Raw genomic sequence first — 18,490 nt, 5'->3', positions numbered from 1 at the left:
GCACAGGGCCGGGAAACCGGCCCTTTGCATTTTCATCCACCGAGAACCGTCATGACCGTCACCGAGCAGTTGAGCGCGCTGGACCAGATCCTCGCTCACGGCGACCTGCACTGCCTGTTCCAGCCCATCCTGTCGCTCTCCGAACGACGCCTGGTGGGCTACGAAGCCCTCACCCGCGGGCCCTCCAACGGCCCCCTGCACTCGCCCCTGCCCCTGTTCAGCATCGCCCGCAGCAGCGGCCGCCTGAGCCAGCTCGAACTGCTCTGTCGGCGCCAGGCCTGCGCCCGCTTCCGTGAGCTGAACCTGGACGGCAAGCTGTTTCTCAACGTTTCCCCCGAATCGCTGCTGGAACCCACCCACCAGCCCGGCCGCACCCTGCAGTTGCTGCAGACCTTCGGCATCTCGCCCAACGACGTGGTGATCGAGCTTACCGAGCAGACTCCCATCGAGGACTTCAGCCTGCTCGACACCGCGCTGCACCACTACCGGGCGATGGGCTTCTCCATCGCCCTGGACGATCTCGGCGCGGGGTATTCCAGCCTGCGCCTGTGGTCGGAGCTGCGCCCCGACTACGTGAAGATCGACCGCCACTTCATCGAAGGCATCCACCTGGACGCGGTGAAGCGCGAATTCGTCGGCTCCATCCTGAAGATGGCCCACGCCTCGCGCGCCCAGGTCATCGCCGAAGGCATCGAGCAGGCGGAAGAGCTCGCGGTGCTATCGGAAATGGGGGTCGACCTGGTGCAGGGTTACCTGTTCGGCCGCCCCAGCGAACAGCCGCCGCGCGATGCACGCAACCTGCTGCCGGAGGTGGATTCCAGCGGCAGCCTGCTCGCCGACGAACCCGCCGACCTGCAGCCGCTGCTGCTGGAACAACCGGCGGTACGCGACGACACCCCGACCCATGACGTGCTGGAGGCCTTCCGCGCCCAGGCCAACCTCAACTCTCTGGCGGTACTCGACCCGCACGGCCGGCCGGTGGGCATCGTGCACCGTCACGCACTGTCCGACGCGCTGCTCAAGCCCTTCGCTCCGGAGCTTTACGCGCGCAAGCCGATCAGCCGGCTGATGAGCAGCGACTTCCTCGCCGTCGAGCGCAGCCAATCGTTGCAACAGGTCAGCCGCCTGCTGACCAGCCGTGCCCGGCAGCGTATCGAGGAAGACTTCATCATTACCCTGAACGGCCGCTACCTGGGGCTGGGCCGGGTGATCGACCTGCTCAAGCTGATCACCGAACAGAAGATCCGCCAGGCGCGCCATGCCAACCCGCTGACCCTGCTGCCCGGCAACGTGCCGATCCAGCAGTGCCTGGGCCGGCTGCTGCAGCAGGGCCGCGAAGCGGTGGTGTGCTACGTGGACATCGACAGCTTCAAGCCCTTCAACGACCTCTACGGCTACGCGCGCGGCGACGAAGTGCTACTGTGCCTGGCGCAATGCCTGGGCGAACGGGTGGACCCGGCGCAGGACTTCGTCGGCCACATCGGTGGCGATGACTTCATGCTGGTGCTGGGCACCCGGGACTGGCGCGAACGCCTCAATCACCTACTGGAAGATTTCCAGGGACAATGCCGGCGCTTCTATAGCCGCGAGCACCTCGAAGCGGGCTGCTTCGTCTCGCACAACCGCCAGGGACAGCGCGAGGAGTTTCCGCTGCTGTCACTGTCGATCGGCGTCGTGCATCTGACGCCCGGCGCCTGTACGCGCCTGGATGCTGACCAACTGGCGGGACTGGCCTCGGAGGCCAAGCGGCATGCCAAGGCGGTGCCCGGCTACAGCCTGCACATCCTCAACACCGACTGAATTCAGAGCCCCAACTGATGGGCGCGCGCCTCGAAGCGCGCGGCCTGCGCCTCATCGGGCGGCAGACCCGGACCGCCACTGCGGTACAGCTCCATCAGCTGGCGCGCCGCCAGTGGATGGCCAGCTTCAGCCGCCTGCGCCCAGTAGCGAGCGGCTTCCTGCGCATCGGCGGCGTGTCGCGTATCGCCCCTGAGCGACTGCACGCCGACCTGGTACGCAGCCTTGGCATCGCCTCCGCTGGCGGCCAGGCGCAGCAAGCGCAGCCCTTCCTCGCGAGCGCCCAGCCCCTGCCCGCGGAACAGCAGCAGGTGGCCATAGAAACTCTGCGCGGCGGTATCGCCCAGGCTGGCCATGCGCGAGAACTGCCCCTGCATCCACTGCCACGCGCGCGGCTGGCGCACCAGCCAGGGCCAGCCCATCAGGCGCCGCGCCACGGCGTAGGTCAGCCGCGCGCGCGAGCGCCAGTACAGCTCACGGGGCGTCGCCACCTCAGGGCTCCTCGGGGTACTCGAACTCGAACACCCGCGCCACTTCCGCCGCATGCCAACCCGCCGCGGCCGGACCATCCGGCGCGCCGGAGAAGCGCCCCAGGCGCTCCACGCACTCGAAGAAGCCGGTACGCGGCAGGCGGCTCGCCCCCTGGCTGATCACCAGAGAACTGCGCAGCGGACGCCCGGCGCGGGCATCCAGGGCGGCGAGATGTTCGAGGGCAGCGGTCAGGGTGGTCATTGCCGGCGTCGGCAATTGCAGGCGCTCGATCAGCGCCCGGTAGGTCAACAGATGGCGCTGGCGGCGCGCGTCTTCCAGCTCGCCGAGCAGGCCATCCCAGTGTTTGCGACTGATCTGTACGCTCAAGACCCGGACTCCCCACTGCCCAGGGCACGGCGCAGGCCGTGCTGGATGGCGTCGCTTGCCTCGCGCTCGCCGTTCTCGATTAGAGCGAGGTAGGACGGACTGATGCCCACCGCACGCGCCAGCGTCTCGATGGAAAGCCCGCGCGCCTCGCGCAGGGACTTCCAGTTCGGCGCCTCATCGGATACGGGTGCTGTGGCAGGCTGAACCACCTGAGCGGCGCCGCGGCCGGCGGCGGCCAACAGTGCCTGGTACTCGGCCCAGGGAACAACGGCGTATTCCGCCTCGCCGTCACGCATGATGACTTGCACGTTCATGACAACACTCCTTGCAGGCCGCCATCTTAACAGCCTGACCGGCACCTGTGCCGGCTATACTGCTGCTGCCGTCACCTCCCGCCGAACATGGGGACCGACTTGCAGCGTCTTCTCCTGATCTGCCTCTGCCTGACGAGCGCCCTCTGCGGCGCCGAAGAACTGCGCTGGGGCTATTCGCCAAGCAACGGGATGCCCTACGTGGAAAGTATTGACCACGAATTGGCGCATGGTTTCGTCCGCGACCTGGGCGAAAGAGTCGGACAGCTGCTGAACCTCGAGGTTCGCTTCATCGAAACGCCCGACAAGCGCGTAGAAAGCTCCCTGCAACAGGGCAGCATCCAGCTGGTGTGCATCAACAACCCGCAGTGGATGAGCGCGCCGGAGAAACTGCACTGGTCGCCCAGCCTGTTCGAGGAAGAAGACGTTCTGGCGCAACGCAGCGATGCGCCGCCCCTGAACGACCTCGACGCCCTTCGCGGCCGCACGGTCGGCACCAGCCTCGGTTACGTCTACCTGCCGGCCCTGATGAAGGCCTTCGCCAGCAACACCGTCCGCCGCAGCGACGTGCGCGACCTCGAAACCCGCCTGCACATGCTCGAACACAAGCGCCTGGACGCCATCGTCGACATGCGCCGGCCGCTGGAATTCCTGTTGCAGGAACATCCCAACCTGAGCATCCAGGTCAATCCCGGCGTCCTGCAGCGCTATTCGATCCGCTGCTCGTACGGCCCGACGCTCCCCATCCCCGCCGAGCGTCTCGACGCGGCCTTGCAGACGCTGGTGGACGACGGCTCCATCCAGCGCATGCTCACCCAGCAGAACCAGCTGTTGCGTCAGCGGCGCTGAACCGGTGCCGGCAGCTGCTTGAGCGCCTCGCGGTTTTCCATACCCTGACCGTCCCGCCACACCTTGAAGGCATCCAGCTCGGACTGCCAACGGCGCACGACCCAGGCCAGCACGGCCAGGTCATCGAGGAACCCCACACCCAGCAGCCAGTCGGGCACCAGATCCACCGGCGCGAGGAAATACAGCAGCGCCGCCACGACGGACACCAGCGCCTGGGAACTGACACCGCGATAGTCACCGCGCACCCAGGCCACCAGCAGCTCCTGCAGCAGCTTCAGGTCATTGCGGACCAGCTTCAGCCGGCCGCTCTTGCGTGCCACCGCGAACAGCAACGCCGGCACCCGGCCACGGGCCAGGAAGCGTCCGGCGAGGTCCAGGTAGCGATCGAATCCCGGAGGTTTTCTCATCACTTCACCTCGATAGGAATACTCAGACGGGAATGCTTCAGGTTATCCACCTTTACTGTGGATAACTCTGTTGAAAGAAAGCTTCAACATCGCCCAAAGGCCCGAACCATGAGGCTTCCAGACAGATAGGCGATTTTTTATCCAGCCTGACAAATGCGTTAAAAATCATGCAGTTGCGGCTATTCGATGGCCATCTGGATGTCAAGCCCCTGACATCAGGGCAACTGCGGCAAATATGTGCATAAGCGTAACAACAGGAGGCAGCCTACTCCCAAACAGACCTTCGGGTCAGCCTCCCGTTCCAGAGCCGGTCCCGCGAAAACGAAAACGCCCCGTGGGTAACGGGGCGCCTTCATTGGTACGAAGGTACTCAGTTTTTCTTCGGAGCTTCCTGGGTCGCTTCCGGAGCCCCTTCAGGCTGATTCTGGTCCTTGATCGCCAGCAGTTCCAGGTCGAAAACCAGCACGGAGTTCGCCGGGATGGTCGGGCTCGGGCTCTGTGCGCCGTAGGCCAGTTCGCTCGGGATGTAGAGCTTGATCTTCTCGCCGACGTGCATCAGTTGCAGGGCTTCGACCCAACCCGGAATCACGCCGCCAACCGGCAGGTCGATCGGGCTGCCACGCTGGATGGAGCTGTCGAATACGGTGCCATCGACCAGCTTGCCTTCGTAGTGGACGGTGACCACGTCGGTAGCCTTGGGCTGCGGGCCGTCGGCCTTCTTCACGACTTCGTACTGCAGGCCGGACTTGGTGGTGACCACGCCTTCGCGCTTGCCGTTGGTCTCGAGGAACTTCTTGCCGGCTTCCAGGGCTTCGGAGTTCTTCTTGGCCAGCTGCTCTTCAGCGCGCTTCTGCAGGAAGGAGAAGGCCTCGGTCAGCTCTTCGTCGGTCAGCTTCTGCTTCTGCTTGCCAACAGCGTCCTCGATGCCCAGGGCCACGGCCTTGGAGTCGAGATCGTTCATGCCTTCCTGGGCCAGGCTCTTGCCCATGTTCAGGCCGATGCCGTAGGAGGCTTTCTGCGCGGGGGTCTTCAGTTCCACTTCAGCGGCTTGCTTGTCGCAGCCCGCGAGAACCAGGCCGACCAGCGCGATCGCTGCCGCCAACCGATGTTGTTTCATGCTGAATCCTTGTCTTTGCGCCGTCATGGCAGGGTCTTTGAAGCCGCGAGCTTATCAGGCGCTCGTGGCCAGTGGCTATGGGCAATAGGAACCCCTGCCACGGGAGAAGTTCCCACGGCAAACTTATAGGAAAATTAACAGGATATGTTCGGAAGAAAGGTCGAAGGAATGCGAAGCAGCGCGGCTTTTTCGAGCGCAAAGAAAAAGCCCCCAGGCATCGCTACCTGAGGGCTTTTCGAAATATGGCGCAGCGGACGGGACTCGAACCCGCGACCCCCGGCGTGACAGGCCGGTATTCTAACCGACTGAACTACCGCTGCGTCGGACCTCGAGTTTGGTGGGTGATGACGGGATCGAACCGCCGACCCTCTGCTTGTAAGGCAGATGCTCTCCCAGCTGAGCTAATCACCCTTCACTCTCGAAGTGGGGCGCATTCTACGGAGGAGATTTGCACCTGGCAAGCCCTCCGATGAAAAAAAATTTCAGATGTTCCAAAGGCTTAGATGAAGTGCGTGAAAGACAAAACGGGGTTGGCCTGGAAAGCGCCTGACGGAATAATGGGTCCTTTGTGTCCAGGAGTTCGCCCCTCATGTGGTTCCGCAACCTGCTCGTATACCGCCTCACCCAGGATCTGCAGATCGACGCCGATGCCCTGGAGAAGGCTCTGGCCAGCAAACCGGCACGCCCCTGCGCCAGCCAGGAGCTCACCACCTACGGATTCTCCGCGCCCTTCGGCAAGGGTCCGGACGCGCCGCTGGTCCACGCCAGCGAGGGCTTCTTCCTGATCAGCGCGCGCAAGGAAGAGCGCATCCTGCCCGGCAGCGTCGTGCGTGACGCCCTGAAGGACAAGGTCGACGAAATCGAGACCGCGCAGATGCGCAAGGTCTACAAGAAGGAACGCGACCAGCTCAAGGACGAGATCGTCCAGACCCTGCTGCCGCGTGCCTTCATCCGTCGCTCGGCGACCTTCGCCGCCATCGCCCCGAGCCTCGGCCTGATCCTGGTCGACTCCTCCAGCGCGAAGAAGGCCGAAGACCTGCTCTCCACCCTGCGCGAAGCCCTGGGTTCGCTGCCGGTACGCCCGCTGACCGTGAAGGTCGCGCCGACCGCCACCCTCACCGAGTGGGTCAAGACCCAGGAAGCCGCCGGCGACTTCTTCGTCCTCGACGAGTGCGAGCTGCGCGACACCCACGAAGACGGCGGCGTGGTGCGCTGCAAGCGCCAGGACCTGACCAGCGAGGAAATCCAGCTGCACCTGACCTCCGGCAAGCTGGTCACCCAGCTGTCCCTGGCCTGGTCGGACAAGCTGTCCTTCGTTCTCGACGACAAGGTGGTGATCAAGCGCCTGCGCTTCGAAGACCTGCTGCAGGAGAAGGCGGAACAGGACGGCGGCGAAGACGCCCTCGGCCAGCTCGATGCCAGCTTCACCCTGATGATGCTGACCTTTGCCGAATTCCTCCCGGCGCTGATCGAAGCTCTGGGCGGCGAGGCGATTCCGGAAGGCATCTGACCCCGGCGGGCGCCGCGCTTGCGGCGCCTGACACAATAAGAAGGAAGCTCCCATGCGTGCCCTCGCCTCCCTCAGCCGCTTCTGCGGCAACACCTTTCCTCTCTGGGTTCTGCTGTTCGCCGTTCTGGCCTTTTTCCAGCCCGCCTGGTTCAAGGGGCTGACGGTGGCCATCGTGCCCCTGCTGGGGCTGGTGATGTTCGGCATGGGACTGACGCTCAAGGCGGAGGACTTCCGCGAAGTCGGACGCCATCCCGGGCGAGTGATCATCGGTGTGCTGGCGCAGTTCATCATCATGCCGGGTACGGCCTGGCTGCTCTGCAAGCTGCTGGCGCTGCCCGACGAAATCGCGGTGGGCGTCATTCTGGTTGGCTGCTGTCCCGGCGGTACCGCCTCCAACGTCATGACCTGGCTGTCCCGCGGCGACGTCGCGCTGTCGGTCGCGATCACCTCTGTCACCACGCTGCTTGCGCCACTGGTCACTCCCGCGCTGGTTTGGCTGCTCGCCTCCGCCTGGCTGCCGGTCTCGTTCAGCGCCATGTTCCTGTCGATCGTGCAGGTCGTCCTGTTGCCCATCGCACTGGGCTTCGTCGCCCAGCACATGCTCGGAGAGCGCACCCGTGTGGCGGTGGATGTGCTGCCACTGGTTTCAGTGATCAGCATCGTGGTGATCATTGCCGCCGTGGTGGCTGCCAGCCAGGCGAAGATCGCCGAGTCCGGACTGCTGATACTCGCAGTGGTGATGCTGCATAACGCGCTCGGACTGATGTTGGGCTACCTGACCGGGCGCCTGACCGGCATGCCGCTGGCCCAGCGCAAGGCGCTGGCCATCGAAGTCGGCATGCAGAACTCGGGCCTGGGAGCGGCGCTGGCCAACGCTCACTTCTCCCCTCTGGCCGCTGTGCCCAGCGCGCTGTTCAGCGTCTGGCACAACCTCTCCGGTTCCATCCTGGCGGCGTTGTTCCGCCGCATGGCCGACGAGCCATCCGTCCAGGAACAAGCCTCGTAACAGGGCCATGCTTCGACGCCGGGTTGCCCGGCGTCGCGCATTTGTGCAAAATAATGCACATTGTGAGGACGACCTCACCACCTTCCGGTGTTCCAGCGGGGACGGCCCTTCAATCCATCCACCGTCTGGAGTTCCGCATGTCCTGGATCATTCTGTTCGTCGCCGGCCTGTTCGAAGTCGCCTGGGCCGTCGGCCTGAAGTACACCGAAGGTTTCACCCGCCTGGTTCCCTCAGTGCTCACCGCCCTGGCAATGGCCGCCAGCGTAGGCCTGCTGGGCCTGGCCATGAAGAACCTGCCGCTGGGCACCGCCTACGCCATCTGGACCGGCATTGGCGCGCTGGGCACCGTTGCCGTTGGCATCTGGCTGTTTGGCGAATCCATGGCGCCGGTCCGTATGCTCAGCGTTGCGCTGATCCTGTTCGGGCTGGTTGGCCTGAAACTGAGCCACTGACGCTGCATCGATTTCGATGCCGGCGGGCTGTCGCTTTCCCGAAAATTTGTCGGTATGCTGCGGCCCACTGTGTTTGCTTGCGTCACTGTGGCTCGTGACCTGATGGGGCCATTCCCCATCACCCGGCTTCGACTGCACCTTGCAACTCAGGACGAGCGCGGGCTTTTCCGCACAACAATATTCAATTGTTCAAGGTGTATTTCCATGTCGAATCGTCAGACCGGCACCGTCAAGTGGTTCAACGACGCCAAGGGCTTCGGCTTCATCACTCCGGAAAGCGGCAACGATGTCTTCGTGCACTTCCGCTCCATCCAGGGCACCGGCTTCAAATCGCTGCAGGAAGGCCAGAAGGTCTCCTTCATCGTTGTTGAAGGCCAGAAGGGCCTGCAGGCTGACGAAGTTCAGGTCATCTGAACCGCGACACGCCCATGAAAAAGCCCCGGCACTGCCGGGGCTTTTTCTTTGCGCGAAGGAACCTCAACGGGCCGCGCCGCGCAAGGCCGCGACCTGCTCCTGCAACGCCAGGCGCTTGGCTTCCTCCGGCGGCACCGGCTGGCCGGCCACCAGGCACACGCGCGACCAGATGCGGCGGAAGAGGCCCTTGCTCGGGTCACGGCTGAAGAAGCTGCCCCAAAGGCCCTGCAGGGCCATCGGGATCACCGGCACCGGGGTCTCCTCGATGATCCGCTCCACGCCGCTGCGAAACTCGTTCATCTCGCCGTCCAGGGTCAGCATGCCCTCGGGGAAGATGCACACCACCTCCCCTTCGCGCAGGTACTCGGCGACCTTGGCGAAGGCCTTCTCGTAGGTCTCGGCGTCCTCGTTGCGCCCGGCGATCGGCACTGCGCCGGCGGTGCGGAAGATGAAGTTGAGCACCGGGATGCGGAAGATCTTGTAGTACATGACGAAGCGCACCGGACGGCGCACGGAACCTGCGATCAGCAGTGCATCGACGAAGGACACGTGGTTGCACACCAGCACTACCGGGCCCTCATCGGGGATGGCTTCGAGGTTGCGATGGTCGACCCGGTACATCGAATGGGTCAGCAGCCACACCAGGAAGCGCATGGTGAACTCGGGAACGATCTTGAAGATGTACACGTTCACCGCGACGTTCATCAGCGAGAGCACGAGGAACAGCTCGGGGATCGACAGCTTCGCCACCGACAGCAGCAGGATCGAGACGATCGCCGCGACCACCATGAACAGGGCGTTGAGGATGTTGTTCGCAGCGATCACCCGCGCGCGCTTGTCTTCCTCGGTCCGCGCCTGGATCAGCGCGTACAGCGGCACGATGTAGAAGCCGCCGAAGATGCCAATGCCAAGGATGTCGGCCAGCACCGCCCAGGATTGCGAATGCTCCAGCACCGCCAGCCAGTGGTAGGGTTGCTCCCCCTTGGGGAAATCGCCGGAATGCCACCACAGCAGGATGCCGAACAGGCTCAGGCCGATGGAGCCGAAGGGCACCAGGCCGATTTCCACCTTCTTGCCCGAGAGCTTTTCGCAAAGCATCGAACCCAGCGCGATGCCCACCGAGAACACGGTGAGGATCAGCGTCACCACGCTCTCGTCGCCGTGCAGCAGCTCCTTGGCGTAAGTCGGGATCTGGGTGAGGTAGACCGCGCCGAGGAACCAGAACCAGGAGTTGCCCACCAGCGAGCGCGACACCGCCGGACGCTGACGCAGGCCGAGCATGAGAATGCTCCAGGACTGGCGGAAGATGTTCCAGTCGATCACCAGCTCCGGCAGCGCCGCCGCCGCGCGGGGAATGTTGCGGCTGGCAAGGTAGCCGCAGGCGGCCACCAGCACCACGGCGATGCCGACGCCGGCGGCGTAGTCCTGGCGCGACATCAGCATGCCGGCGCCGATGGTGCCGGCGAGGATGGCGAGGAAGGTGCCCATCTCCACCAGGGCGTTGCCGCCCACCAGCTCGTTCTCCTGCAGGTGCTGCGGCAGGATCGAATACTTCACCGGACCGAACAGCGCCGAGTGGGTACCCATGGCGAACAGCGCGAGGAACAGCAGCGGCAGGCTGCCCAGCACGAAGCCGGCGGCGCCCACCAGCATGATCCCCACCTCGGCCAGCTTCAGCGCGCGCATCAGCGCGTCCTTGTTGAACTTCTCGCCGAACTGTCCGCCCAGGGCGGAGAACAGGAAGAACGGCAGGATGAACAGCAGCGCGCAGAGGTTGACCAGCAGGTTGCGGTCGCCCGCGACGCTGAGGTGGTAGAGGATCGCCAGGATCAGCGACTGCTTGAAGATGTTGTCGTTGAACGCACCCAGCAACTGGGTGACGAAGAATGGCAGGAAACGCTTCTTGCCCAGCAGGGCGAATTGCGATTGTTCAGTCATCGTCCTTGTTTACCTGCGTGATGGCCGCGTGGCCGGAATGACAGCACGGATATGACGGCAATGACCTGAAGAAAAGCCACATTTTCCGCACAATTCCACTGGCGCAGATTACCCGTGAAATTCCTGCGGGCAAGAAAAAGCCCGTCGCTGGGACGGGCTTTTCGGTCAGGCGACAAGAACGTCAGAAACCAACGCTGCCCTGCACGAAGAAGGTGCGCGGTTCGCCCAGGTAGATGCCGGCGTTGTTGTCGCTGGAGCGGGTGTAGTTCATCTGGTCGAAGATGTTCTTCACCCCGGCGGCGACCTTCAGGTTCGACGCCTGCGGGCCGAAGTCGTAGCCCACGCGGGCATTCCACAGCACGTAGCCGGGGATGTCGCCGTACTGGCCGTCGGCGGTCGGCTCGGTGATGTAGTCGCCGGTGAAGTTACCCTTGGAGTCGGTGGTCGGGCCGGGCGAACGCTGCTTGGACTGGGCGAAGCCGTCCAGGTTGTAGGTCCAGCGGTCATGCTCATAGCGCAGGCCGACGGTGGCCACCTGGCGCGAGTACAACGGCAGGTCGCGCCCCTCGAAGCCGGGGATATCGCCTTCGTAGGTCGCGCGGGTGTAGGTGAAGGTGCCGTAGGCGGTCAGGCCCGACAGCACCGGGTCGAGCGCGGCCATGTCATAGTGCATCGAGGTCTCGATGCCCTGGTGCTTGGTGGCGCCCAGGTTGGTCCAGCCCACATCGTTGCTGATGAATTGCAGTTCGTCGTCGAAGTCGATGTAGAACAGCGTCACCTCGCCACCCCACACGCCGTTGTCGTAGCGGGTGCCCACTTCGTAGGTCTTGGCCTTCTCCGGCTGCAGGCCGTTGGCGGTGTCGTTGCCGCTGCCGCCCTGGCCGAGCTGGAAGTACTGCAGGCTGCCGAAGGAGGTTTCGTAGTTGGCGAACAGCTTCCACTCGTCCGACAGGTGATACATCACCGCCAGCGCCGGCAGCGGCTCGTTGTAGTCCTTGCTGCGCTTCTTCTCCTGGACCGGCTTGCCCTTGTTGTCGATGACCGGACGATCGTGCCAGTCGGTGGAGATACTTTCGAAGCGGATGCCCGGGGTCACCGTCCAGTTGCCCACGTCGATCTTGTCGTCGAGGTAGATGGCGTTGGCCTCGGTGCCGCCGGTACGGTCCTGGTAGGTGTGGCCATCAGCCCCCGGCTTCACGGTAGGCACGTTGTTCACCAGGGCGACCTGGCTGGCGCGCTCGTGCATGGCCTCCTTGAGGTAGCGATAGCCGATGCTGGCTTCCTGGGTGGTCGGGCCGACCATGAAGATCTTCGACACCCGCGGCTCGATGCCGAAGGTGTGGTAGTCGCGCGGGTAGGACACCAGGGTCTTGAGGTCGCGACTGGCGATGTTGCTGCCACGGAAGCTGTCGCTGTAGTAGGTCAGCACTTCGACCTGAGTCAGGTCGTCGATCTGCCGCTTGTACTTGAGCGAGAAGTCCTTGCGCCGGCCTGTGAAGTTGTCCCAGTCGCGCACGGACTGGTACGGATCATCGTCGAACTGCGCCTGGCTCAGGCCGCCGGGCATGTCGGCGGTGCCGTCGTAGTAGTGGAAGTTGGCGGAGAACTCGTCGACCTCGGTGGGCGCCCAGTGGGTCTTGAGCATCACGTCGTCGATATCGGTGGAGTCGTTGCTGTCGCGGTAGCCCGCGCCCTTCACACCGGAATACAGCAGCGCGGCACCGATACCGTTGTCGGCGGTGCCGCCCAGGAAGGCGTTGTAGAGGTTCTTCCAGCCACCGTGGGAGGCGGTCTCGCTGGTGGTGCCGACATCACCGGAGAACTCCTTGGGAATCGCCCGGGTGACGAAGTTGATCACCCCGCCGACGTTCTGCGGGCCATAGCGCACGGAACCGGCGCCACGCACCACGTCGACGCTGTCGAGGTTGCCCACCGACAGCGGGAACATCGACAGCTGCGGCTGGCCGTAGGGCGCCACGGCGGCCGGCACGCCGTCGATGAGCACGGTAGAGCGCGGCGAGAGGCGCGAGGTCAGGCCTCGCACGCCGACGTTGAGAGAGACATCGCTGCCGCCGGTGCCGTTGTTGTCCTGCACCTGCACGCCGGGAATACCACGCAGCACGTCGCGCACGTTCTGCGCGCCCTCTTCGATCATCTTTTCGCGACGCACCACGGTGCGCGCGCCGGGGTGGTTCTGCACCACCTGCTGATCCGCGTCGCCGAGCCAGTCGCCGACCACGGTGACGGCCTCCAGCTCCTTGGTCTCATCCTCGGCCTGGGCCGGCAGCAGCGGCGTGGCCAAGGTTACGGCGATCGCCAGGCGCGACCATGAACGAACGGACGACATGCTTCACCCTCCCCCGGGTACTTCGTGAAGGAGGCGCAAAGTACGTCAAATCGTAAATTTCGTAAATGAAAATCTATATCAAATGATAGATTTTTCCGGATGGATCAGATTCGTCTTCGCACTCCGCACGAACGCCAAGTCTCATGCCGTCCTGAACGAGCGGGCGCAAGCCCGCCGGTATTCGCCGGGACCCACGCCGTAGGCCTGCTTGAACTGGCGACTGAGATGGCTCTGGTCGGCGAAGCCCAGTTGCATCGCCACGCTCACCGGCGCGCAGCCTTGCTTGAGCAGGGCGCGGGCCTGCTCCAGGCGACGCTGCTTGAGCCAGGCGTGGGGCGGCAGGCCCGTGGCGCTGCGGAACACCCGGGCGAAATGGAACGGTGACAGGCCGACCGCCGCCGCCAGTTCCTCCAGGGACGGCGGATCGATCAGACGCGCGCCCAGCAGCTCGCGGGCGCGCGCCACCGCCCGGGGTTCGTTGCCGGTCGCCGGCGCCTCGGGAATCCGCGCATGGCGCTGGAACAGCAGCAACAGGGCCTCACGCCAGCAGGTCTGGCGCTGCAGCACCGTGGCCTCGGACTCCAGCAGACGATGGGCGCCGAGCAGAGTCTGGACCAGCTCCGGGTCCTGCACCACGCTGGCGGCGAAGGACGGCGTGCCGGAACGACCCAGTTCGAGTTCTTCGAGAATCCCGGAAACCTGCCCCAGTTCCGGGTAGAACCCGCGGTACAGCCAACCCGCTTCATCGGCCTTGGAGCCGGTGTGCACCTCGTCGGGATTGATCAGCACCACGCTGCCGGTGGGGGCGACATGCTCGCTGCCGCGATGGTGAAAGCGCTGCGCGCCCTGCTCGATCATCACGAAGGCGAAGCCCTCGTGGACATGGGGCGCGAACACCTGCTCGATGTAGCGCGCATGCAGCAGCTCGACGCCGCCCAGCTCCTGGGCGCGCCAGAAGCGGGTTCTTTCGCCGCTCGCGTGGTGTTCCGTCATGATCCTGCCCCCGATGTCGCACCGCTGCGCCTGAGAGCGAGCGGATCGATCACCTTACACCGCGCACTCAGCCGTTGAAACCGGCTTCCAGCGCGGCTTTCACCTGCGGCCACTCATGGTCGGTGATGCTGTAGAGAATGGTGTCGTCGAGGCGGCCGCCGGCCAGGCGGCGGTGGTTGCGTAGCACGCCCTCGCGCACCGCGCCGAGCTTCTCGATGGCGCGCTGCGAGCGCAGGTTGCTGGCGGCGGTCTTGAGCTGCACGCGGACCATCTTCCAGCTGTCGAAGGCATGGCGCAGCATCAGGTACTTCATGGTGGCGTTCAGCCCGCTGCCGTGCTGCGCCGCATCCAGCCAGGTAGCGCCGATCTCGCAGGCCGGCAGCGCCGGGAGGAAGTCCATGAAGCGCGTGGTGCCGACGATCTCGTTGCCCAGGCGCACCACCAGCGGCAGCGCACGGCCCTCGCGCTGGTCGGCAAGGCCCTGGCGGTACCAGTCCGGTCGGCCCGGCGCACTCATGAACTGCAGGACGTCGCGGTTCGCTTCCGCCAGGGTCACCAGCTCGGGCACGTCGGCCTCCACCATCGGCTCCAGGCGCAAGGCCCCGCGCTGCAAGGTGATCGGTAGCGGTCTGAACATGGCGCCCCTCCTTCCCGGGTACGTCGACGCGAAATCCTGCTCATTTCAGAGCGTAGCGGCAGCCCGAAGTGCCGTCCCCGCGCAGGGGGCTCGACAGACGGGCGACACGCAAAGGCCGGCAAACTATCAGCCTGGCCGGCGCGGCTCAAGTGAGAAGCGCGACACAGCGCCACTGAGACATTGGTAGCAGTCGTCTGACACATCGGGACTTTGGTGCGAAACTGCTGCAAGCGCTCCTGCGGGGGAGCCAGTTCATTTCCGGAGTCAGCATGTCGTTGTCCAGTGGGTTGATCGCAACGGTCGCCCTGCTCTACATGGCGGTCCTGTTCGCCATTGCGTTCTATGGCGACCGCCGTCGCGCCCCTCTTTCGCCGCGTCTTCGCGCCTGGGTCTACAGCCTGTCCCTGGCGGTGTACTGCACCAGCTGGACCTTCTTCGGCGCCGTCGGCCAGGCTGCCGACCAGCTCTGGTCGTTCCTGCCAATCTACGTCGGCCCCGTGCTGCTGATGCTCTTCGCGCCCTGGGTGCTGCAGAAGATGATCATGATCAGCAAGCAGGAGAACATCACCTCCATCGCCGACTTCATCGCCGCGCGCTACGGCAAGTCCCAGGCGCTGGCGGTGGTGGTGGCACTGATCTGCGTGGTCTGCGTGCTGCCCTACATCGCCCTGCAGCTCAAGGGCATCGTCCTCGGGGTGAACCTGCTGATCGGCGCCGGGCCCGATTCGGGCGGCATCCGCGCCCAGGACACGGCGCTGATCGTGTCGCTGATCCTCGCCCTCTTCACCATTGTCTTCGGCACCCGCAACCTGGACGTCACCGAGCACCACCGCGGCATGGTGCTGGCGATCGCCTTCGAATCCCTGGTCAAGCTCACCGCCTTCCTCGCCGTGGGCATCTTCGTCACCTACGGCCTCTACGACGGCTTCGGCGACCTGGTGGACAAGGCCCGCGTCGCCCCGCAGCTCAACGAATACTGGAAAGAAACCGTGCACTGGCCGGCGATGCTGCTGCAGACCGGCGTGGCGATGACCGCGATCATGTGCCTGCCGCGTCAGTTCCACGTGCTGGTGGTGGAAAACATCGAGCCGCGCGACCTCAACCTGGCACGCTGGGTATTCCCGATCTACCTGGTGCTGGCTGCGCTGTTCGTGGTGCCCATCGCCCTGGCCGGGCAGATGCACCTGCCCGCCGGCGTGATGCCGGACTCCTTCGTGATCAGCCTGCCGCTGGCCGAGGCGCATCCGGCGCTGGCCCTGCTGGCCTTCATCGGCGGCGCCTCGGCGGCCACCGGCATGGTCATCGTCGCCAGCGTGGCGCTGTCCACCATGGTCTCCAACGACATGCTGCTGCCCTGGCTGCTGCGCCGCAAAGGCGAGGCCGAGCAGCCCTTCGAGGTGTTCCGCCACTGGCTGCTGACCGTGCGCCGGGTGAGCATCGCGCTGATCCTCCTGCTGGCCTACGTCAGCTACCGCCTGCTGGGTTCCACCGCGAGCCTGGCCACCATCGGCCAGATCGCCTTCGCCGCCATCGCCCAGCTCGGCCCGGCCATGATCGGCGCTCTGTACTGGAAGCAGGCCAACCGCCGCGGCGTGTTCGCCGGCCTGGCCGCCGGCTCCTTCCTGTGGGCCTACACCCTGGTACTGCCGGTGGTCGCCAAGGGCCTGGGCTGGTCGCTGGAAACCTTCCCGGGGCTCTCCTGGCTCGCTGGCCGCCCGTTCGGTCTGATGATCGAGCCGCTGACCCTCGGCGTGCTGCTCTCGCTGATCGGCAACTTCGCCCTGTTCGGGCTGGTCTCGGTGTTCTCCCGCACCCGCGTTTCCGAGCACTGGCAGGCCAGCCGCTTCATCGGCCAGGAAATCTCCCAAAAGCTCAGCTCGCGCTCGATGCTCGCGGTGCAGCTGGAAGACCTGCTGATGCTCGCCGCCCGTTTCGTCGGCGAGGAGCGCGCGCGACAGAGCTTCATCCGCTTCGCCTACCGCCAGGGCAAGGGCTTCAGCCCCAGCCAGAACGCCAACGACGAATGGATCGCCCACACCGAACGCCTGCTCGCCGGCGTGCTCGGCGCCTCCTCCGCGCGTGCCGTGGTGAAGGCCGCCATCGAAGGCCGCGAGATGCAGGTGGAGGACGTGGTGAAGATCGCCGACGAAGCCTCCGAGGTGCTGCAGTTCAACCGCGCGCTGCTGCAGGGCGCCATCGAGAACATCACCCAGGGCATCAGCGTGGTCGACCAGTCGCTGCGCCTGGTGGCCTGGAACCACCGCTACCTGGAACTGTTCGAGTACCCGGACGGGCTGATCTACGTCGGCCGCCCCATCGCCGACATCATCCGCTACAACGCCGAGCGCGGCCTGTGCGGGCCGGGCGACCCGGACCTGCACGTCGCCAAGCGTCTGTACTGGATGCGCCAGGGCACCCCGCACACCTCCGAACGGCTGTTCCCCAATGGCCGGGTGATCGAGCTGATCGGCAACCCGATGCCTGGCGGCGGCTTCGTCATGAGCTTCACCGACATCACCGCCTACAGGCATGCCGAGCAGGGCCTGAAGGACGCCAACGAGGGCCTGGAACAACGCGTACAGGAGCGCACTTTCGAACTCTCGCAACTGAACCAGGCGCTCACCGAGGCCAAGGGCAACGCCGAAGCGGCCAACCAGTCCAAGTCGCGTTTCCTCGCTGCGGTCAGCCACGACCTGATGCAGCCGCTGAACGCCGCGCGACTGTTCTCCGCCGCCCTCGCCCACCAGGAACAGCTGCCCGAGGAAGCTACCGAACTGGTGCGCCACCTGGACTCATCCCTGCGCTCGGCGGAAGACCTGATCACCGACCTGCTGGACATCTCGCGCCTGGAAGGCGGACGGGTCAGCGCCGATGTCACGGCCTTCCCGTTGAGCAACCTGTACGACACCCTGGGCGTGGAATTCCGCGTGCTGGCCCAGGAGCATGGCATCGACTTCCACGTGCGCGGCAGCAAGCTGCGCATCGAGAGCGACATCAAGCTGCTGCGCCGGGTGCTGCAGAACTTCCTCACCAACGCCTTCCGCTACGCCAAGGGCCATGTGCTGCTGGGCGTGCGCCGCGAGGCCGGGCACCTGCGCCTGGAAGTCTGGGACCACGGTCCGGGCATTCCGCCGGACAAGCTGCAGGTGATCTTCGAGGAGTTCAAGCGCCTGGACAGCCACCAGACCCGCGCCGAGAAAGGCCTGGGCCTGGGCCTGGCGATCGCCGACCGGCTGTGCAAGGTGCTCGGCCATCGCCTGGAAGTGCGCTCCTGGCCGGGCAAGGGCAGTGTATTCAGTGTCAGCGTGCCGCTGGCCCGCCAGCCGGCACCGGCCCAGATCAACGGACACAAGCTGGAAACCCCGGAACAGCTCAACGGCGCCCAGGTACTGTGCGTGGACAACGAGGACAGCATCCTCACCGGCATGAACAGCCTGCTCAGCCGCTGGGGTTGCAACGTGCTCACCGCGCGCAGCCGCGAGGAATGCCAGGCGCTGCTGGACGGCGACGCCCGGCCGCAACTGGCGCTGATCGACTATCACCTGGACGACGGAGAACTGGGCACCGACCTCATGGCCTGGCTGCGCACCCGCCTGGGCGAGCCGGTGCCGGGCGTGGTGATCAGCGCCGATGCGCGGCCCGAGTTGGTGGCGCAGATTCATGCGGCGGGGCTGGACTTCCTGCCCAAGCCGGTGAAACCGGCGGCGTTGCGGGCATTGCTGAGCCGGCATCTGAGCCTGAGATAGATCGCTCAGCCGTGCTGTGTCAGCGGCGTCGGTTCGCGAGCAAGCTCGCTCCTACACTCCCACCAGGCTTTTGTAGGAGCGAGCTTGCTCGCGAACCCGCCCAGCTCC

16 protein-coding genes and 2 tRNA genes are annotated in these 18,490 nt (G+C 65.2%); 7 read left to right on the top strand and 11 right to left on the bottom strand.

What is annotated here, in order from left to right; all coding sequences use genetic code 11:
• Positions 1-51: 51 nt before the first annotated feature.
• A complete protein-coding gene (locus ACAW63_RS12800; protein ID WP_371234089.1) occupies positions 52-1,800 on the top strand; it encodes a GGDEF domain-containing protein in 1,749 nt (582 codons plus the stop codon).
• 2 nt (positions 1,801-1,802) lie between these two features.
• On the opposite strand, the gene ACAW63_RS12795 is transcribed toward ACAW63_RS12800, so the two are convergent.
• The 3 genes from ACAW63_RS12795 to ACAW63_RS12785 form a co-directional block, all read right to left on the bottom strand.
• Positions 1,803-2,219: a sel1 repeat family protein gene (locus ACAW63_RS12795; RefSeq protein WP_371234664.1), complete on the bottom strand. Its 417-nt coding sequence runs from the start codon at positions 2,217-2,219 to the stop codon at positions 1,803-1,805.
• A 70-nt stretch (positions 2,220-2,289) separates the two neighbouring features.
• Positions 2,290-2,655, bottom strand: coding sequence for a hypothetical protein (locus ACAW63_RS12790; protein ID WP_371234087.1), 366 nt, complete (start codon positions 2,653-2,655; stop codon positions 2,290-2,292).
• Positions 2,652-2,969 (bottom strand): helix-turn-helix domain-containing protein, encoded by a 318-nt coding sequence (locus ACAW63_RS12785; protein ID WP_275610813.1) that lies wholly within the window; start codon positions 2,967-2,969, stop codon positions 2,652-2,654. Before ACAW63_RS12785 ends, ACAW63_RS12790 begins: the two co-directional genes overlap by 4 nt.
• An 87-nt stretch (positions 2,970-3,056) precedes the next feature.
• Between ACAW63_RS12785 and ACAW63_RS12780 the strand changes: the two genes are divergently transcribed.
• The gene (locus ACAW63_RS12780) at positions 3,057-3,815 is read left to right on the top strand and encodes a substrate-binding periplasmic protein (protein ID WP_371234085.1); all 759 of its coding nucleotides are present in this window, start codon (positions 3,057-3,059) and stop codon (positions 3,813-3,815) included.
• Here the strand turns inward: ACAW63_RS12780 and ACAW63_RS12775 are convergent.
• The 4 genes from ACAW63_RS12775 to ACAW63_RS12760 all read right to left on the bottom strand — a co-directional run bounded on the left by ACAW63_RS12775 (position 3,803) and on the right by ACAW63_RS12760 (position 5,750).
• The gene (locus ACAW63_RS12775; RefSeq protein ID WP_371234084.1) at positions 3,803-4,222 is read right to left on the bottom strand and encodes a YkvA family protein; all 420 of its coding nucleotides are present in this window, start codon (positions 4,220-4,222) and stop codon (positions 3,803-3,805) included. The two genes, ACAW63_RS12780 and ACAW63_RS12775, sit on opposite strands and share 13 nt — an antisense overlap.
• Before the next feature lie 370 nt (positions 4,223-4,592).
• Positions 4,593-5,339 (bottom strand): FKBP-type peptidyl-prolyl cis-trans isomerase, encoded by a 747-nt coding sequence (locus tag ACAW63_RS12770; protein ID WP_343573940.1) that lies wholly within the window; start codon positions 5,337-5,339, stop codon positions 4,593-4,595.
• Between the two features lie 243 nt (positions 5,340-5,582).
• Positions 5,583-5,659: transfer RNA gene (locus ACAW63_RS12765), tRNA-Asp, on the bottom strand.
• Between the two features lie 15 nt (positions 5,660-5,674).
• A tRNA-Val gene (locus ACAW63_RS12760) sits at positions 5,675-5,750 on the bottom strand.
• Between the two features lie 178 nt (positions 5,751-5,928).
• Between ACAW63_RS12760 and rdgC the strand changes: the two genes are divergently transcribed.
• The 4 genes from rdgC to ACAW63_RS12740 all read left to right on the top strand — a co-directional run bounded on the left by rdgC (position 5,929) and on the right by ACAW63_RS12740 (position 8,721).
• Positions 5,929-6,849, top strand: a complete 921-nt coding sequence (rdgC, locus tag ACAW63_RS12755) for a recombination-associated protein RdgC (RefSeq protein WP_275610809.1) — start codon at positions 5,929-5,931, stop codon at positions 6,847-6,849.
• 52 nt (positions 6,850-6,901) lie between these two features.
• Positions 6,902-7,855 (top strand): bile acid:sodium symporter family protein, encoded by a 954-nt coding sequence (locus ACAW63_RS12750; RefSeq protein WP_371234082.1) that lies wholly within the window; start codon positions 6,902-6,904, stop codon positions 7,853-7,855.
• Between the two features lie 137 nt (positions 7,856-7,992).
• Positions 7,993-8,307 (top strand): quaternary ammonium compound efflux SMR transporter SugE, encoded by a 315-nt coding sequence (sugE, locus tag ACAW63_RS12745; RefSeq protein ID WP_275610807.1) that lies wholly within the window; start codon positions 7,993-7,995, stop codon positions 8,305-8,307.
• 204 nt (positions 8,308-8,511) lie between these two features.
• Positions 8,512-8,721 (top strand): cold-shock protein, encoded by a 210-nt coding sequence (locus ACAW63_RS12740; protein ID WP_024763416.1) that lies wholly within the window; start codon positions 8,512-8,514, stop codon positions 8,719-8,721.
• A 63-nt stretch (positions 8,722-8,784) separates the two neighbouring features.
• Here the strand turns inward: ACAW63_RS12740 and ACAW63_RS12735 are convergent, their stop codons facing one another.
• The 4 genes from ACAW63_RS12735 to ACAW63_RS12720 all read right to left on the bottom strand — a co-directional run bounded on the left by ACAW63_RS12735 (position 8,785) and on the right by ACAW63_RS12720 (position 14,636).
• Positions 8,785-10,659 (bottom strand): MFS transporter, encoded by a 1,875-nt coding sequence (locus tag ACAW63_RS12735; RefSeq protein ID WP_371234079.1) that lies wholly within the window; start codon positions 10,657-10,659, stop codon positions 8,785-8,787.
• Positions 10,660-10,840: 181 nt separating this feature from the next.
• Positions 10,841-13,006 carry a TonB-dependent receptor family protein gene (locus ACAW63_RS12730; RefSeq protein ID WP_371234077.1) on the bottom strand — a complete coding sequence of 722 codons (2,166 nt, stop codon included), beginning with the start codon at positions 13,004-13,006 and terminating at the stop codon, positions 10,841-10,843.
• Between the two features lie 141 nt (positions 13,007-13,147).
• Positions 13,148-13,999 carry an AraC family ligand binding domain-containing protein gene (locus tag ACAW63_RS12725; RefSeq protein WP_371234075.1) on the bottom strand — a complete coding sequence of 284 codons (852 nt, stop codon included), beginning with the start codon at positions 13,997-13,999 and terminating at the stop codon, positions 13,148-13,150.
• A 67-nt stretch (positions 14,000-14,066) separates the two neighbouring features.
• Positions 14,067-14,636, bottom strand: coding sequence for a GNAT family N-acetyltransferase (locus tag ACAW63_RS12720; protein WP_371234073.1), 570 nt, complete (start codon positions 14,634-14,636; stop codon positions 14,067-14,069).
• Between the two features lie 269 nt (positions 14,637-14,905).
• Here ACAW63_RS12720 and ACAW63_RS12715 point away from each other — a divergent pair, with 269 nt between their 5' ends.
• A complete protein-coding gene (locus tag ACAW63_RS12715; protein WP_371234071.1) occupies positions 14,906-18,382 on the top strand; it encodes a NahK/ErcS family hybrid sensor histidine kinase/response regulator in 3,477 nt (1,158 codons plus the stop codon).
• Positions 18,383-18,490: the final 108 nt, after the last annotated feature.

The organism is Pseudomonas sp. QE6 (assembly GCF_041379005.1).
Lineage (GTDB): Bacteria > Pseudomonadota > Gammaproteobacteria > Pseudomonadales > Pseudomonadaceae > Pseudomonas.
Note: the sequence above shows the minus strand (reverse complement) of the source record. Positions and strands in the feature narration are given on the sequence as shown.

Coding starts and splice junctions, on each gene's coding strand:
- ACAW63_RS12800 (WP_371234089.1), top strand. CDS start 52: ATGACCGTCACCGAGCAGTTGAGCGCGCTGGACCAGATCCTCGCTCAC.
- ACAW63_RS12795 (WP_371234664.1), bottom strand. CDS start 2,219: ATGGGCTGGCCCTGGCTGGTGCGCCAGCCGCGCGCGTGGCAGTGGATG.
- ACAW63_RS12785 (WP_275610813.1), bottom strand. CDS start 2,969: ATGAACGTGCAAGTCATCATGCGTGACGGCGAGGCGGAATACGCCGTT.
- ACAW63_RS12780 (WP_371234085.1), top strand. CDS start 3,057: ATGGGGACCGACTTGCAGCGTCTTCTCCTGATCTGCCTCTGCCTGACG.
- ACAW63_RS12775 (WP_371234084.1), bottom strand. CDS start 4,222: ATGAGAAAACCTCCGGGATTCGATCGCTACCTGGACCTCGCCGGACGC.
- ACAW63_RS12770 (WP_343573940.1), bottom strand. CDS start 5,339: ATGAAACAACATCGGTTGGCGGCAGCGATCGCGCTGGTCGGCCTGGTT.
- rdgC (WP_275610809.1), top strand. CDS start 5,929: ATGTGGTTCCGCAACCTGCTCGTATACCGCCTCACCCAGGATCTGCAG.
- ACAW63_RS12750 (WP_371234082.1), top strand. CDS start 6,902: ATGCGTGCCCTCGCCTCCCTCAGCCGCTTCTGCGGCAACACCTTTCCT.
- sugE (WP_275610807.1), top strand. CDS start 7,993: ATGTCCTGGATCATTCTGTTCGTCGCCGGCCTGTTCGAAGTCGCCTGG.
- ACAW63_RS12740 (WP_024763416.1), top strand. CDS start 8,512: ATGTCGAATCGTCAGACCGGCACCGTCAAGTGGTTCAACGACGCCAAG.
- ACAW63_RS12735 (WP_371234079.1), bottom strand. CDS start 10,659: ATGACTGAACAATCGCAATTCGCCCTGCTGGGCAAGAAGCGTTTCCTG.
- ACAW63_RS12730 (WP_371234077.1), bottom strand. CDS start 13,006: ATGTCGTCCGTTCGTTCATGGTCGCGCCTGGCGATCGCCGTAACCTTG.
- ACAW63_RS12725 (WP_371234075.1), bottom strand. CDS start 13,999: ATGACGGAACACCACGCGAGCGGCGAAAGAACCCGCTTCTGGCGCGCC.
- ACAW63_RS12720 (WP_371234073.1), bottom strand. CDS start 14,636: ATGTTCAGACCGCTACCGATCACCTTGCAGCGCGGGGCCTTGCGCCTG.
- ACAW63_RS12715 (WP_371234071.1), top strand. CDS start 14,906: ATGTCGTTGTCCAGTGGGTTGATCGCAACGGTCGCCCTGCTCTACATG.